10 protein-coding genes, 4 tRNA genes and 1 rRNA gene are annotated in these 15,009 nt (G+C 62.2%); all 15 read right to left on the bottom strand.

What is annotated here, in order from left to right:
- Positions 1 to 137: 137 nt before the first annotated feature.
- The 15 genes from rpoC to rrf all read right to left on the bottom strand — a co-directional run bounded on the left by rpoC (position 138) and on the right by rrf (position 14,897).
- Positions 138 to 4,355: a DNA-directed RNA polymerase subunit beta' gene (gene rpoC / locus RSO41_RS08855; RefSeq protein ID WP_315618750.1), complete on the bottom strand. Its 4,218-nt coding sequence runs from the start codon at positions 4,353 to 4,355 to the stop codon at positions 138 to 140.
- Between the two features lie 86 nt (positions 4,356 to 4,441).
- Complete coding sequence (rpoB, locus tag RSO41_RS08850) at positions 4,442 to 8,521, bottom strand: DNA-directed RNA polymerase subunit beta (RefSeq protein WP_315618749.1); 4,080 nt, start codon at positions 8,519 to 8,521, stop codon at positions 4,442 to 4,444.
- A 232-nt stretch (positions 8,522 to 8,753) separates the two neighbouring features.
- Positions 8,754 to 9,125 (bottom strand): 50S ribosomal protein L7/L12, encoded by a 372-nt coding sequence (gene rplL / locus RSO41_RS08845; RefSeq protein WP_275288026.1) that lies wholly within the window; start codon positions 9,123 to 9,125, stop codon positions 8,754 to 8,756.
- Between the two features lie 89 nt (positions 9,126 to 9,214).
- The gene (gene rplJ / locus RSO41_RS08840; protein WP_315618748.1) at positions 9,215 to 9,718 is read right to left on the bottom strand and encodes a 50S ribosomal protein L10; all 504 of its coding nucleotides are present in this window, start codon (positions 9,716 to 9,718) and stop codon (positions 9,215 to 9,217) included.
- A 258-nt stretch (positions 9,719 to 9,976) separates the two neighbouring features.
- A complete protein-coding gene (gene rplA, locus RSO41_RS08835) occupies positions 9,977 to 10,669 on the bottom strand; it encodes a 50S ribosomal protein L1 (RefSeq protein ID WP_315618747.1) in 693 nt (230 codons plus the stop codon).
- A 2-nt stretch (positions 10,670 to 10,671) separates the two neighbouring features.
- A complete protein-coding gene (gene rplK / locus RSO41_RS08830) occupies positions 10,672 to 11,103 on the bottom strand; it encodes a 50S ribosomal protein L11 (RefSeq protein ID WP_149322629.1) in 432 nt (143 codons plus the stop codon).
- An 83-nt stretch (positions 11,104 to 11,186) separates the two neighbouring features.
- The gene (nusG, locus tag RSO41_RS08825; RefSeq protein WP_315618746.1) at positions 11,187 to 11,720 is read right to left on the bottom strand and encodes a transcription termination/antitermination protein NusG; all 534 of its coding nucleotides are present in this window, start codon (positions 11,718 to 11,720) and stop codon (positions 11,187 to 11,189) included.
- An 8-nt stretch (positions 11,721 to 11,728) separates the two neighbouring features.
- Positions 11,729 to 12,097, bottom strand: a complete 369-nt coding sequence (gene secE / locus RSO41_RS08820) for a preprotein translocase subunit SecE (protein ID WP_315618745.1) — start codon at positions 12,095 to 12,097, stop codon at positions 11,729 to 11,731.
- A 72-nt stretch (positions 12,098 to 12,169) separates the two neighbouring features.
- A tRNA-Trp gene (locus RSO41_RS08815) sits at positions 12,170 to 12,245 on the bottom strand.
- A gap of 145 nt (positions 12,246 to 12,390) precedes the next feature.
- Positions 12,391 to 12,465 (bottom strand) — tRNA-Thr (locus RSO41_RS08810).
- Positions 12,466 to 12,494: 29 nt separating this feature from the next.
- A tRNA-Gly gene (locus RSO41_RS08805) sits at positions 12,495 to 12,568 on the bottom strand.
- 46 nt (positions 12,569 to 12,614) lie between these two features.
- A tRNA-Tyr gene (locus RSO41_RS08800) sits at positions 12,615 to 12,698 on the bottom strand.
- 117 nt (positions 12,699 to 12,815) lie between these two features.
- A complete protein-coding gene (locus RSO41_RS08795; protein ID WP_315618744.1) occupies positions 12,816 to 13,655 on the bottom strand; it encodes a type III pantothenate kinase in 840 nt (279 codons plus the stop codon).
- A complete protein-coding gene (locus RSO41_RS08790; protein WP_315618743.1) occupies positions 13,652 to 14,635 on the bottom strand; it encodes a biotin--[acetyl-CoA-carboxylase] ligase in 984 nt (327 codons plus the stop codon). Before RSO41_RS08790 ends, RSO41_RS08795 begins: the two co-directional genes overlap by 4 nt.
- A 147-nt stretch (positions 14,636 to 14,782) precedes the next feature.
- A 5S ribosomal RNA gene (rrf, locus tag RSO41_RS08785) occupies positions 14,783 to 14,897 on the bottom strand.
- Positions 14,898 to 15,009: the final 112 nt, after the last annotated feature.

The raw sequence follows: 15,009 nt of genomic DNA, 5'->3' as shown, positions 1-15,009 counted from the left end.
GCTTCCTGTCTTGCGCGCTTTACCAATGGTGCGAGCGCACCCGCCCCACTGTTAAAGGCTGCGCATTCTAATGGCTGAAACGGCTGCCCGTCAAGCGTGGCGCCCGTCACACGGGCGCCACGCCGATGGTGGCCGCATCAGATATCGTCGTCGTCCGAGTCCAGCGCCGTGAGCTGTGCCCCCAGCTCCTGTTCGACGTCCTGGGCAGACGGGTGGAGCAGTCGCTCCGCATCTTCCCGCTTGCGGCGCCGCTCCGCGTGGTGCGTCAAGCCGGTACCGGCCGGAATCAGACGCCCCACCACGACGTTCTCCTTCAGGCCGCGCAGATAATCGCGCTTGCCGGTGACCGCCGCTTCGGTCAACACCCGCGTGGTCTCCTGGAAGGAAGCCGCGGAGATGAACGACTCGGTCGCCAGGCTGGCCTTGGTGATACCCAGCAGCAGGCGCTGGTACTTGGCCGGGAACTTGTCCTCTTTCGCCAGGCGGGCGTTCTCTTCGAGCACGCGCACCAGTTCGACCTGGTCGCCCGGAATGAAGTCGGAGTCGCCGGCGTCGGTGACCTCCACCTTGCGCAGCATCTGACGCACGATCACCTCGATGTGCTTGTCATTGATGCCCACGCCCTGGAGGCGGTAGACATCCTGCACCTCGGCGACGATGTACTTGGCCAGCTCGGCGATGCCCAGCAAGCGCAGGATATCGTGCGGATTGCTCGGCCCATCCGAGATGACCTCGCCTTTCTCGACGGTTTCGCCTTCGAAGACCGCGATCTGACGCCATTTCGGGATCAGCATCTCGAACGGCTCGCCATCCTCGGGGGTAATCGTCAGGCGACGCTTGCCCTTGGTCTCCTTGCCGAAGCTGATGGCACCGCTGACCTCGGCGAGGATCGCCGGTTCCTTGGGCTTGCGCGCTTCGAACAGGTCGGCAACGCGCGGCAGACCACCCGTGATGTCCTTGTTGCCGGTGGCTTCGACCGGGATCCGGGCGACGACCTCACCGACACCGATGCGCGAGCCGTTGTCCACGGTCACCACCGCCTTGCCGGGCAGCAGGTATTGCACCGGGGTGTCGGAACCCGTCACCGTCACCGGCTTGCCGGCTTCATCGGCGAGCAGGATCATCGGGCGCTTGTCGCGGCCGGCCATCGGGCGTGCCGCCGACTCGATCACTTCGATGGACGACAGGCCGGTCATCTCGTCCACGCTGCGGTGGATGGTGACGCCCTCATCCATATCGGCGTACTGCACCTGACCTTCGGCCTCGGCGACGATCGGGTGGGTGTGCGGATCCCACTTGGCCACGGCCTGGCCAGCCTCGACCTCATCACCATCCTTGACCGACAGTTCGGCACCGTAGGGCAGCTTGTAGTACTCGCGCTCACGACCATGTCCATCAGCGACGGCCAGGGCACTGGAGCGGGACACCACCACCAGCTTGCCATCGGCGCGCTCGACGTGCTTGATGTTGTGCAGCCGGACCTTGCCGCCGTGCTTGACCTGAACGCTGTCCACGGCGGAAGCACGAGAGGCCGCGCCGCCGATGTGGAAGGTCCGCATGGTCAGCTGGGTACCGGGCTCGCCGATGGACTGGGCGGCGATGACGCCCACGGACTCGCCGACGTTGACCTGATGGCCCCGCGCCAGATCGCGGCCATAGCAGGCCGAGCAGACACCGTGGCTGGTACCACAGGTGATGGTCGAGCGCACCACGATCTCGTCGACACCCATGGTGTCGAGCTCTGCACACCATTTCTCGTCGAGCAGTGTGCCGCGCGGAATCAGGACCTCTTCGGTGTTCGGGTCGACGACATCCTGAGCCACCACACGACCCAGCACGCGCTGCGCCAGGGAAACGATGATATCGCCGCCCTCGATGACCGGGTGCAGGGTCAGGCCATTCTCGGTGTCACAATCCGCCTCGGTGATGACCATGTCCTGCGCCACGTCGACCAGGCGGCGGGTCAGGTAACCGGAGTTGGCGGTCTTGAGTGCCGTATCCGCCAGGCCCTTGCGCGCCCCGTGGGTCGAGATGAAGTACTGCAGAACGTTCAGGCCTTCACGGAAGTTGGCAACGATCGGCGTCTCGATGATCGAACCATCCGGCTTGGCCATCAGGCCACGCATGCCGGCCAGCTGACGGATCTGCGCCGCGCTGCCCCGGGCCCCGGAATCGGCCATGATGAAGACGCTGTTGAAGGAGTCCTGCTCGACCTCATTGCCCTCACGGTCGATCACGCTTTCCTTCGAGATGCCGGTCATCATCGCCTTGGCGACCTGGTCGTTGGCGCGCGCCCAGATATCGATGACCTTGTTGTACTTCTCGCCCGCGGTCACGAGACCGGAGGAGAACTGATCCTCGATTTCCTTGACCTCTTCCTCGGCACCTTCGACGATTTCCGCCTTCGCATCCGGGATGACGAAGTCATTGACGCCGATGGAAGCGCCGGACCAGGTGGCCATGCGGAAGCCGGTATACATCAACTGGTCGGCGAAGATCACCGCGGGCTTGAGACCAGCACGACGATAGACTTCGTTGATCAGCTTGGAGATCGCCTTCTTCTTCATCGGCTGGTCGACCAGCGAGAAGGGGGCTCCTTCGGGCAGAATCCGGTACAGCAGTGCGCGACCCACGGTGGTGTCGTAGATCTTGCGACTGTAGGTCTTCTCGGCGCCCTCTTCCTCGATGATGACCTCGTCGAGACGCACCTTGATACGGGCGTGCAGAGAAACGCTCTGGGTGCCGAAAGCGCGCTCGACCTCGTCCAGGCCGGAGAACACCATGCCCTCGCCCTTGTCGTTGATGCGCTCGCGGGTCATGTAGTACAGCCCGAGCACCACGTCCTGGGACGGTACGATGATCGGCTCGCCGTTGGCCGGTGACAGCACATTGTTGGTGGCCATCATCAGGGCACGCGATTCGAGCTGGGCCTCCAGGGTCAGCGGCACGTGAACCGCCATCTGGTCACCGTCGAAATCGGCGTTGTAGGCGGCGCAGACCAACGGGTGAAGCTGGATGGCCTTGCCCTCGATGAGCAGCGGCTCGAAGGCCTGGATGCCCAGGCGGTGAAGCGTCGGTGCCCGGTTGAGCAGCACTGGATGCTCACGGATGACATCGGCCAGGATGTCCCAGACCTCGGGCAGCTCGCGCTCGACCATCTTCTTGGCGGCCTTGATGGTGGACGCCTGGCCGCTGGCCTGCAGCTTGGAATAGATGAACGGCTTGAACAGCTCCAGCGCCATCTTCTTCGGCAGGCCGCACTGGTGCAGACGCAGGGTCGGACCGACAGTGATGACCGAGCGGCCTGAGTAGTCGACACGCTTGCCGAGCAGGTTCTGGCGGAAGCGGCCCTGCTTGCCCTTGATCATGTCGGCCAGGGACTTGAGAGGCCGTTTATTCGACCCTGTAATGGCCCGACCGCGACGACCGTTGTCGAGCAGGGCGTCGACCGCTTCCTGCAGCATGCGTTTCTCGTTGCGCACGATGATGTCCGGCGCATTGAGATCGAGCAGACGCTTGAGGCGGTTGTTACGGTTGATCACGCGACGGTAGAGGTCGTTGAGATCCGAGGTCGCGAAACGACCGCCATCCAGCGGCACCAGCGGACGCAGGTCCGGGGGCAGCACCGGCAGCACTTCCATGATCATCCAGGCCGGATCATTGCCGGAGCCCTGGAAGGCTTCCAGCAGCTTGAGGCGCTTGGACAGCTTCTTGATCTTGGTTTCGGAGTTGGTCTGCGGAATCTCCTCGCGCAGACGTTCGATCTCTTCATCGAGATCGATGTCCTTGAGCATGGCCTGCACCGCCTCGGCGCCCATGCGGGCGTCGAAGTCGTCGCCGAACTCTTCGAGTGCCTCGAAATACTGTTCGTCATTGAGCAGCTGGCCACGCTCGAGCGTGGTCATGCCGGGGTCGACGACCATGAAGCTCTCGAAATAGAGCACACGCTCGATATCGCGCAGGGTCATGTCCAGGAACATGCCGATGCGCGACGGCAGCGACTTGAGGAACCAGATGTGAGCGACCGGGCTGGCCAGCTCGATGTGGCCCATCCGCTCACGACGAACGGCGGCCTTGGTGACCTCGACGCCGCACTTCTCGCAGATGATGCCACGGTGCTTCATGCGCTTGTACTTGCCGCACAGGCACTCGTAATCCTTCACCGGACCGAAGATCTTGGCACAGAACAGGCCATCGCGTTCCGGCTTGAAGGTACGGTAATTGATGGTCTCGGGTTTCTTGACCTCGCCGAAGGACCAGCTGCGAATCATGTCCGGCGACGCCAGGGTAATCTTGATCGCGTCGAACTCGTCGGACTGAGACTGCGATTTGAGGACTTTCACCAAATCTTTCATGGGTCGGCTCCGTTGCGGAGTTGTCATGGGCGGGGGCGCACACGCCCCCGCGGACCGTCATACTGCGAAGCGCCGTTACGGCAGCCTCAGCTCTCCAGTTCGATGTCGATACCCAGCGAGCGGATCTCCTTCACCAGCACGTTGAAGGATTCCGGCATGCCCGCCTGCATGGCATGGTCGCCATCCACGATGCTCTTGTACATCTTGGTGCGGCCCTCCACGTCGTCGGACTTGACGGTGAGCATCTCCTGGAGGGTGTAGGCGGCGCCGTAAGCTTCCAGGGCCCAGACCTCCATCTCTCCGAAACGCTGACCACCGAACTGCGCCTTGCCACCCAGCGGCTGCTGGGTGACCAGCGAGTAAGAACCGGTGGAACGCGCATGCATCTTGTCATCCACCAGGTGGTTGAGCTTGAGCATGTACATGTAGCCCACGGTGACCGGGCGGTCGAAGGCTTCGCCGGTCCGGCCATCGTAGAGTGTCATCTGACCGGACTCGGGCAGACCGCCAAGGTCCAGCAGGTGCTTGATTTCATGCTCGCGGGCGCCATCGAAGACCGGCGTGGCCATCGGCACGCCCGCCTTGAGGTTCTTCGCCAGGGCGATGACTTCGTCATCGGACAGCGAATCCAGCTCTTCGACCCGGGTGCTGCTGGCTGTATTGTAGACCTGCCCCAGGAACTCACGGATCTCGCCGACCTGCTGGTCCCGAGCTTCACGCAGCATCTCCTCGATCCTGACGCCGAGGCCACGGGCCGCCATACCCAGGTGGGTCTCGAGAATCTGCCCGACGTTCATCCGCGATGGCACACCCAACGGGTTGAGGATCAGGTCGATGGACTCGCCATTGTCATCGAAGGGCATGTCCTCAATCGGCATGATCGCCGAGATGACACCCTTGTTGCCGTGGCGGCCGGCCATCTTGTCGCCCGGTTGCATGCGACGCTTCACGGCCAGGTAGACCTTGACGATCTTCAACACGCCGGGGGCCAGGTCGTCGCCCTGGGTGAGCTTGCGCTTCTTGTCCTCGAAACGCTCGTCCATTTCCTTGCGACGATTCTCGAGCTGCTCGTCGGCCTGGGCCAGCAGTTCATTGAGCGACTCGTCCTGCATGCGTAGCTTGAACCACTGCTGGCGCGGCAACTCCTCGAGGTACTCGTCGGAGAGCACGTCGCCCTTCTTGAGCTTGGGCCCACCGTTGACCGCCTGGCCGGACAGGGTCCGCTTGAGGCGTTCGAAGGTGGCGTCCTCGGCGATACGATAGGTTTCCTGAAGATCCTTGCGCACCTCATCGAGCTGCATCTGCTCGATGGACAGTGCCCGGGAATCCTTCTCCACACCATCGCGGGTGAACACCTGGACATCGATGACCGTGCCCTTCATGCCGGTCGGCGCACGCAGAGAGGTGTCCTTCACATCGGACGCCTTCTCGCCGAAGATCGCGCGCAGCAGCTTCTCTTCCGGTGTCAGCTGAGTCTCGCCCTTGGGCGTGACCTTGCCGACCAGGATGTCGCCCGGGCCGACCTCGGCACCAATGTAGACCACACCGGCCTCATCCAGCTTGGACAGCGCCGACTCACCCACGTTGGGGATATCCGAGGAAATCTCTTCGGCACCCAGCTTGGTGTCGCGGGAGACGCAGGTCAGCTCCTGGATATGAATCGACGTGAAACGGTCCTCCTGGACGGCCCGCTCGGAGAGCAGGATGGAGTCCTCGAAGTTGTAACCGTTCCACGGCATGAAGGCGATGCGCATGTTCTGACCCAGCGCCAGGTCGCCCATGTCGACGGACGGGCCGTCGGCCAGGATGTCCCCGCGTGCTACCGCATCGCCCGTACGCACGATCGGACGCTGGTTCTGGCAGGTGTTCTGGTTGGAACGCAGGTACTTGGTCAGGTTATAGATATCGACACCGGCTTCGCCGCCGATGATCTCATCTTCGTTGACCCGCACCACGATACGCTTGGCATCGACCGAGTCGATCACCCCGCCACGACGCGCCACGGCGCAGACGCCGGAGTCGCGCGCCACGAAACGCTCCATGCCGGTCCCCACTAGCGGCTTCTCGGCACGCAGGGTCGGAACGGCCTGACGCTGCATGTTCGCCCCCATCAGGGCGCGGTTGGCGTCATCGTGCTCGAGGAACGGAATCAATGCCGCCGCCACGGACACCACCTGACGCGGCGAGACGTCCATCAGGGTGACCTGCTCGGGGCGCATGAAGGTCGTTTCGCCACGGTGGCGGACCTGCACCAGATCGTCGACCAGGCGGCCGCTCTCGTCCACGGTGGCCGAGGCCTGGGCGATGACGAAGTCGCCCTCCTCGATCGCGGAGAGGTGTACCACATCGTCGGTCACCTGGCTGTCCGTCACCTTGCGATACGGCGTCTCGAGGAAGCCGTAGCTATTGGTGTGACTGTAAGTGGCCAGCGAGTTGATCAGGCCGATGTTCGGACCTTCCGGTGTCTCGATCGGGCACAGGCGGCCATAGTGGGTGGCGTGAACGTCGCGCACCTCGAAGCCGGCCCGCTCGCGGGTCAGGCCACCCGGGCCGAGGGCGGAGACGCGGCGCTTGTGGGTCACCTCGGACAGCGGGTTGTTCTGGTCCATGAACTGCGACAGCTGGGAGGAGCCGAAGAACTCCTTCACCGCCGCGGCCACCGGCTTGGCGTTGATCAGATCCTGCGGCATCAGGCCTTCGCTCTCGGCCATGGAGAGGCGTTCCTTGACGGCACGCTCGACGCGCACCAGGCCGACGCGGAACTGGTTCTCGGCCATCTCGCCGACGCAGCGAATGCGGCGGTTACCCAGGTGGTCGATGTCGTCGACGTCGCCGAAACCGTTACGGATGTTGATCAACTCACCCAGCACATCGAGGATATCCCGCTGATCGAGCACCCCGGATCCCGTGTCGGCATCACGACGCAGGCGGCGGTTGAACTTCATGCGACCGACACCGGACAGGTCATAGCGGTCTTCGGTGAAGAACAGGTTGTTGAACAGCGTCTCGGCGGCCTCCTTGGTGGGCGGCTCACCGGGACGCATCATGCGATAGATCTCGACCAGCGCCTCTAGCTGGGAACCGGTGGTATCCAGCCTGAGCGTATCGGAGATGAACGGGCCGCAATCGAGGTCATTGGTGTAGAGCGTCTCGATCGTGGTGATGCCGGCCTGCCCCAGGCTTTCCAGCAGCTCGGGCGTGATCGCGGTGTTGCAGGGACAGATCAGCTCCCCCGTGTTGGGGTTGACCTGATCCTTCGCCAGGGTTTTGCCGAACAGATAGTCCATCGGCACTTCGAGGCGCTCGAGGCCGCTCTTCTCGAGCTGGCGAATATGCTTCTGGGTAACACGACGCCCTTCTTCGACGATGACATTGCCATCACCGTCCTTGATGTCGAAGGTCGCGGTTTCGCCGCGCAGGCGCGACGGCACCAGGTCCACGGAGAAGCCGGATTTCTCGATGTGGAAGGTGCTGGTCTCGAAGAACTCGTCGAGGATCTCCTCGGCGCTCATGCCCAGCGCGCGCATCAGAACGGTTGCCGGCAGCTTGCGGCGACGATCGATGCGCACGAAGACGTTGTCCTTGGGATCGAACTCGAAGTCCAGCCAGGAACCGCGGTAGGGAATGACCCGGGCGGAATACAGCAGCTTGCCGGAGGAGTGACTCTTGCCCTTGTCATGGTCGAAGAAGACACCCGGACTACGGTGCAGCTGCGAGACGATGACTCGCTCGGTACCATTGACGACGAAGGTACCGTTCTCGGTCATCAGGGGGATCTCCCCCATGTAGACTTCCTGCTCCTTGATGTCCTTGATTGCCTTGTTCGACGAATCCTTGTCGTAGATGATCAGGCGAACCTTGACGCGCAAGGGGGCCGAGTAGGTGACGCCACGCAGTTGACATTCCTTGACGTCGAACGCCGGCGTGCCGAAACGGTAGCTGACGTATTCCAGAGCGGCGTTGCCGGAGAAGCTCTCGATCGGGAAGACGGAGCGGAAAGCGGCATGCAGGCCGACGTCGAGACGTTCTTCGGGTGAGCGGTCCTGCTGGAGAAAGTCGTAATAGGAATCAAGCTGGATGGCCAGCAGGTAAGGCACATCCATCACTTGGGGCAGTTTGCCGAAATCCTTGCGGATGCGTTTTTTCTCAGTGTATGAGTAAGCCATCTGTATTCCCCAGCTTGTTCACCATGGGTGACCGATGCGTGTCGGCGCCACCCGACGGGGTCGGCTCCGTCAGGCGCTGACGGCGAGCCCCCGGAAGAGGCTCGCCATCGGAATTCGGCCAACCGGCGCTCCTAAGGAGCACCGGTTAGCGACAACAGAAAAAGGCCGGCAGCGGGTGTACCGCCACCAGCCGTACAAGCTTACGCCGCGCGTAAAGCCGTAGGCCCAAGGGTTACTTGAGCTCCACGGAAGCGCCGGCTTCTTCCAGCTTGGTCTTGGCTTCTTCGGCATCTTCCTTGGACATGCCTTCCTTCAGGGTCGCCGGCACGCCATCGACGGCGCCCTTGGCTTCCTTCAGGCCAAGGCCGGTGATCTCGCGGACGGCCTTGATGACGTTGACCTTCTTCTCGCCGGCGCCAGTCAGCACCAGGTCGAACTCGGTCTGCTCTTCCTCGGCAGCGGCTTCGCCACCACCCGGGCCGGCCACGACAGCAGCAGCGGCGGACACGCCGAACTTCTCTTCCATCGCTTCGATGAGCTCGGCGACTTCCATCACGGACATGTCGGCGACGGCGTTGATGATGTCTTCTTGGGTCAGTGCCATTTTCACGTTCCTAACTTTGCGGGAGCCTCGATGATTCGACGACTCGGTGATTCAATGTTCGATTCGCATGACGCGCCCGAGCTCTTGGCTCAGGCGGCTTCTTCCTGCTTCTGGTCACGCAGCGCAGCAAGGGTACGAACCAACTTGCCGGCGGACGCTTCCTTCATGACGGACATCAGCTTGGCGATGGCCTCGTCATGGGTCGGCAGGGTTGCCAGGCGATCGAGATCGCTTGCCGGAATGAACTCGCCTTCGTAGGCCAGCGCCTTGACTTCGAAGTTCTTCTCTGACTTGCCGAACTCCTTGAACAAACGAGCGGCGGCGCCCGGATGATCGGTGGAGAAGGCCAGCAGGGTCGGACCCACGAAGCTTTCATTCAGGCACTCCCACTGAGTGCCCTCCAGGGCGCGGCGTGCCAGAGTGTTGCGCACAACACGGATCTGCACGCCATTCTCGCGAGCCTGCTTGCGCAGGTCGGTCATCTTGCCGACCGAGACACCACGAGAATCGGCAACAACGACGGAGAGAGCATCCTTGGCCGCTTCACTGACCTCGGCAACGATCGCTTTCTTGCCTTCAAGTGCTAGTGGCACAGTGATCACTCCTTCGTGCCGGAACCTCACAAGAGCGTTCCGGTGGTTACCATCTCCCTCGCCGCAAGCGACGAGGGTCCTGGGTGATGGTGCTCACCAGCTGACTGGCGGCCACACCATCTGCGCAGGCCTCCATGGAGGATGATTAAGCCGCTTCGTGCAGAAGCGGCACCTGCGGTCTTTGACGGTGCCCCGCCGGCTCTTGTCGAAACAGCACACGGGGACCGCAAAGTTTCTTGCCTGTTACTGCGCCGCGCTTCAGACCAGCGCGGAATGGTCGACGGTCACACCCGGGCCCATGGTGGTGGACAGGGAGACCTTCTTGAAATACACACCCTTGGACGTGCTCGGCTTGAGCTTCTTCAGATCGGCGATCAGTGCTTCCAGGTTGCCCCGGATGGCAGCTGCATCGAAGTCGACCTTGCCCAGCGTGGTGTGGATGATGCCATTCTTGTCGGTACGGAAGCGCACCTGGCCGGCCTTGGCATTCTTGACCGCGGTCGCGACGTCAGGCGTCACAGTGCCGACTTTGGGGTTCGGCATCAGGCCGCGCGGACCGAGGATCTGGCCCAGCTGGCCGACGACACGCATGGCATCCGGCGAGGCGATGACCACGTCGAAATCGAGCTGGCCTTTCTTGACCTGCTCGGCCAGGTCGTCCATGCCGATGATATCGGCACCGGCTTCCTTGGCGGCATCGGCGTTGGCGCCCTGGGTAAAGACGGCAACACGCACGTCCTTGCCAGTACCATTGGGCATGACGGTAGCGCCACGCACGACCTGGTCGGATTTGCGCGGATCGACACCCAGGTTGATGGCAACGTCGACAGATTCCTTGAACTTCACCGTGGACAGTTCGGAAAGCAGCTCGACGGCCTCATCCAGGCTGTACGCCTTGCTCGGGTCGACCTTTTCACGGAACAGCTTTGCACGCTTGGTCAGCTTGGCCATGATCAGAGACCCTCCACGTTCAGGCCCATGCTACGGGCGCTACCAGCGATAGTGCGCACCGCGGCGTCGAGATCGGCGGCCGTCAGATCCGGCTCCTTGGCCTGGGCGATCTCTTCGAGTTGTTCACGGGTCACGGTACCGACCTTGTTCTTGTTCGGCTCACCAGAGCCGGACTTGATACCAGCCGCCTTCTTCAGCAGGACGGCCGCGGGCGGCGTCTTGGTGACGAAGGTGAAACTGCGGTCGGAATACACGGTAATGACGACCGGCGTCGGCAGACCCGGTTCGAGATTCTGCGTTTCGGCGTTGAAGGCCTTGCAGAATTCCATGATATTGACGCCGTGCTGACCCAGCGCGGGACCCACGGGGGGGCTCGGATTGGCCTTACCAGCTGCGACCTGCAGCTTGATGTAAGCCTGTACTTTCTTGGCCATGATAAATCTCCAGATGGGTAGTAACGCCTTGCGGCTCCCCGGATCAAGCGGCCGCCACGGCGACCGCCACGTTCATGCTCGGGTCACTCTTTCTCGACCTGAGCGAATTCCAGCTCGACGGGCGTGGAGCGACCGAAGATGAGCACGCTGACCTGCAGGCGGCTCTTGTCGTAATTGACTTCCTCGACCACACCATTGAAATCGGCGAAAGGCCCATCGATGACACGCACCGACTGCCCCGGCTCGAACATGGTCTTCGGCCGCGGCTGCTCGGTGCCATCCTTGACACGACTCAGGATGGCGTCCGCCTCACGCTGCGTGATGGGTGCTGGCTTTTCCTTGGTACCACCGATGAACCCCATGACACGCGGGGTTTCATTGACCAGATGCCAAGTCTCATCGGCCATTTCCATCTCGACCAGGACGTAGCCGGGATAGAACTTGCGCTCGCTCTTGCGGCGTTTGCCGTCACGCACTTCGACGACTTCTTCGGTCGGCACCAGAATCTCGCCGAAGCGATCTTCCATGCCATACAGCTTCACGCGCTCGTTGAGCGAGCGCATGACATGCTTCTCGAAGCCGGAATAGGCGTGTACGACGTACCAACGCTTGGACATGCGGACTCCTAACCAATGACGCCGGACATCGCCCAGCCAAGAAGCGTGTCGATGAGCCACAGCATCAGCCCCACCACCAGCACGGCGACCAGCACGATGGCGGTCGTCTGGATGGTTTCGGGACGAGTCGGCCAGACAACGCGCTGAATCTCTTTCTTCGCATTGCGGGCCAGCTCGAGCAGCTCGCGCCCCTTCGTGGTGGTCAACGCCACCAGCGCCGCCACCACGCTGAGCGCGACGACACCGAGCACACGATAAAGTAGAGCCATGTCGGCAAAGTATGTATTGCCGACCACGGCCAGAACCAACAGAACAACGACAACCGCCCACTTGAGCCCGTCGTGGCGCGACTCCTGCACCTCGGCGTTATGTTTCATGACCACGAGACTCCTCAGGGGCAGCAATCGAAAACAAGACAGTATACGGGATATTGCCAGCCTGGGGAAGACTGGCAGGCCAGGAGGGACTCGAACCCCCAACCTGCGGTTTTGGAGACCGCTGCTCTGCCAATTGAGCTACTGGCCTGTATGCCTTCAAGGCCCGCCTTTGCAGCGACCCCGAGCGACAGCGGGCGCCATGATAGCGAAAGCCTTCTCGCCTGGCAACCCCTCCCGGCACGCTCACTCCCGAGAGAAAAAGAAAAGGCGAGCGCTCGCTCGCCTTTTCGCAATGGAGCTCATGGACGGATTTGAACCGTCGACCTCACCCTTACCAAGGGTGTGCTCTACCCCTGAGCTACATGAGCACTAACAATCGGCATCAAATGCCAAAAACTGGAGCGGGCAGCGGGGATCGAACCCGCATCATCAGCTTGGAAGGCTGAGGTTCTACCATTGAACTATGCCCGCCTGCCCACTCTTGCGCCATTCTCGCCCGGCGAGCACGGCAGAAACCTGGTGGAGGGAGGAGGATTCGAACCTCCGAAGCTTTCGCGGCAGATTTACAGTCTGCTCCCTTTGGCCACTCGGGAACCCCTCCAACTGGCGGAGCATTTTACAGCTCCAGCTCTCCGTGTCAAGTGATTGTTTTCTCAATCATCCTGACGGGACATCCCTACCCACAGGGGATTGCCGCTCCGGAACGCGACGCATTCTGTCAAAGCAGCATGGAGAATGCAAGGCCGGCGCGAATCTTTTCCAGCGCCACCGGCCGTGGCACCACTGGCGCCCCCGACATTCGCCCGGCACGCTCGGCCGCCGTCAAGGGAAAGCAAGCCTCGAGTCCGCCATAGACCATGTCGGGCCATACGGCATGGGGGGCCTGAATACCTCGGGAGACGACACGGGCATCCCCGCCGGTCACCAGAAGCGGCAATGCGACGCCCTGTCGGTCACACACCTCGCTGTAGATGCGATTCACCGCGCTTACCGCCGCCATGTAGATACCATGATTGACCGCCTCGACAGTACGCACACCCGGCTCCAGCAACTCATCGGCCTCACTGTCCGGATCTATGGCCACGTTGCGGGTGCCAAGCTGGAGACTCTCCTTCATCAGGCGCAGCCCAGGCAGAATATACCCGCCGAGGTGTCGGCCACCAGGCAGCACGAAGTCCATGGTGATGGCACTACCACAATCCACCGAACAGCATCCGCCCGCCAGCTGGTAGCCCGCCAGTACGCCCATCCAGCGATCGACGCCCAGGCGCACGGGGTCTTCATAACCATTGGTCACACCCAGCGCCTCGGGCGTGGAGCGGGCCACATGCACGCCACCGACCCGGTGTCTCAACAGGGTCACCGTTCGGGCAAGCACTGCCTGGCGGGCCACGCTGGAGATGCGCACCGATTCGACCACATCCAGGTCCGGGATATCCGCCCCCGGACGCCATTCTTCACGGGTCCAGACCGCACCGCGAGAGCGTATCTCACTGCTGTCGGCATCCTTGAGCCGCCACTTCGATAGCGTATTCCCGATATCCAGATCGAGAATCATACACGGCCCCGCACGCTGATCTCGCCTCCAGAGAGCTTCCATCGGTCGGAAGACTGCCTGACCCACAGGTTGCCCGATGCATCCACCTGCTCGGCGATGGCAATTTCGCGCCGGTCCCCCAGAATGACCTCCACCTCCCGCTCCGCAAAGGCATGACGGGCATTCCATGCGCTCTGCCAAGCCGCAAACCCCTGGTGCTCGAAATCGGCCAGCAGCGGCATCAACTGAGCGAGCAGCTCGATAGCCAATTGGTTACGCGCAAGATCCGGCGCCTGGTCGCGGACCGCAGACACCGGTTGCTCGATACCCTCTCGGAACGCAGCGGACAGGTCGACATTGATGCCGATACCTATCACGACTTCACAGGGGCCAGCCGCATCACCGCTCATCTCCACCAGGATGCCGGCCAGCTTGCCTAGTGCGCCTTCCGACGTCTCCAACAGCACATCATTGGGCCACTTGAGCAGCGGTGCCACACCGTGCGATTCCAGCACGCGGGACAACGCGACACCGACAGCCAGGCTCAACCCCTCCAGGGCAGCGATGCCGGACTCGAAGCGCCATCCCACCGACAGCATGAGGGTACGCCCCCAGGGGGTCACCCAGGTCCGCCCACGGCGCCCCTTGCCAGCACTCTGTTGCTCGACCAGGCAAACCTCGCCATGGCCGGCTCCCTGCTCGAAACGCTCGCGAAGGTACTGATTGCTCGAAGGCAGCACCTCCTCGACGAACAAACGCGTTACACAACGCCTGGCCTCTCGCGGCAACCCCGCCACAATGGCACGACCATCGAGCAGTTCCAGGGGTTCAGCAAGGCGATACCCCTGCCCCTTCACCGCCTCCATGGAAATGCCCAGCGACTCGAGTTTACGCAACTGCTTCCACACCGCCGCCCGGGAAACACCCAGCCGTTCCCCAAGCTGTTCGCCGGAATGGAACTCGCCATCGCTCAGCAAGCGGATCAGGTCTCCGATGGTCATGCACAGGCCCCAACCAAGGAAAACCCACATTCTATCGGAACAGACCCAATGCCGGAAATTCGCCTTACCGCTACCTGCACCACGGGCTGTTCGTTCGGACATAAAAAAATCCCCCGGGAAGGCCCGGGGGATTTTTTTGATGTAAGTGCCTGACGATGACCTACTCTCGCATGGGAACTCCCACACTACCATCGGCGCTGAGCGGTTTCACTGCTGAGTTCGGCATGGGATCAGGTGGTGCCCACTCGCTATGGTCGTCAGGCGAAAAAAGTCAATGTAACCCTGCTGACAATACGTCTCTCGCGTACCCGGCGTCGTCTGTCATCCAGACTCCTTGGGTGTTATATGGTCAAGCCTCACGGGCCATTAGTACC

The sequence above is a fragment of the Halomonas sp. I1 genome (genome assembly GCF_032334135.1).
Taxonomy (GTDB): Bacteria; Pseudomonadota; Gammaproteobacteria; order Pseudomonadales; family Halomonadaceae; genus Halomonas.
This window is presented reverse-complemented; position numbering and strand designations above follow the sequence as displayed.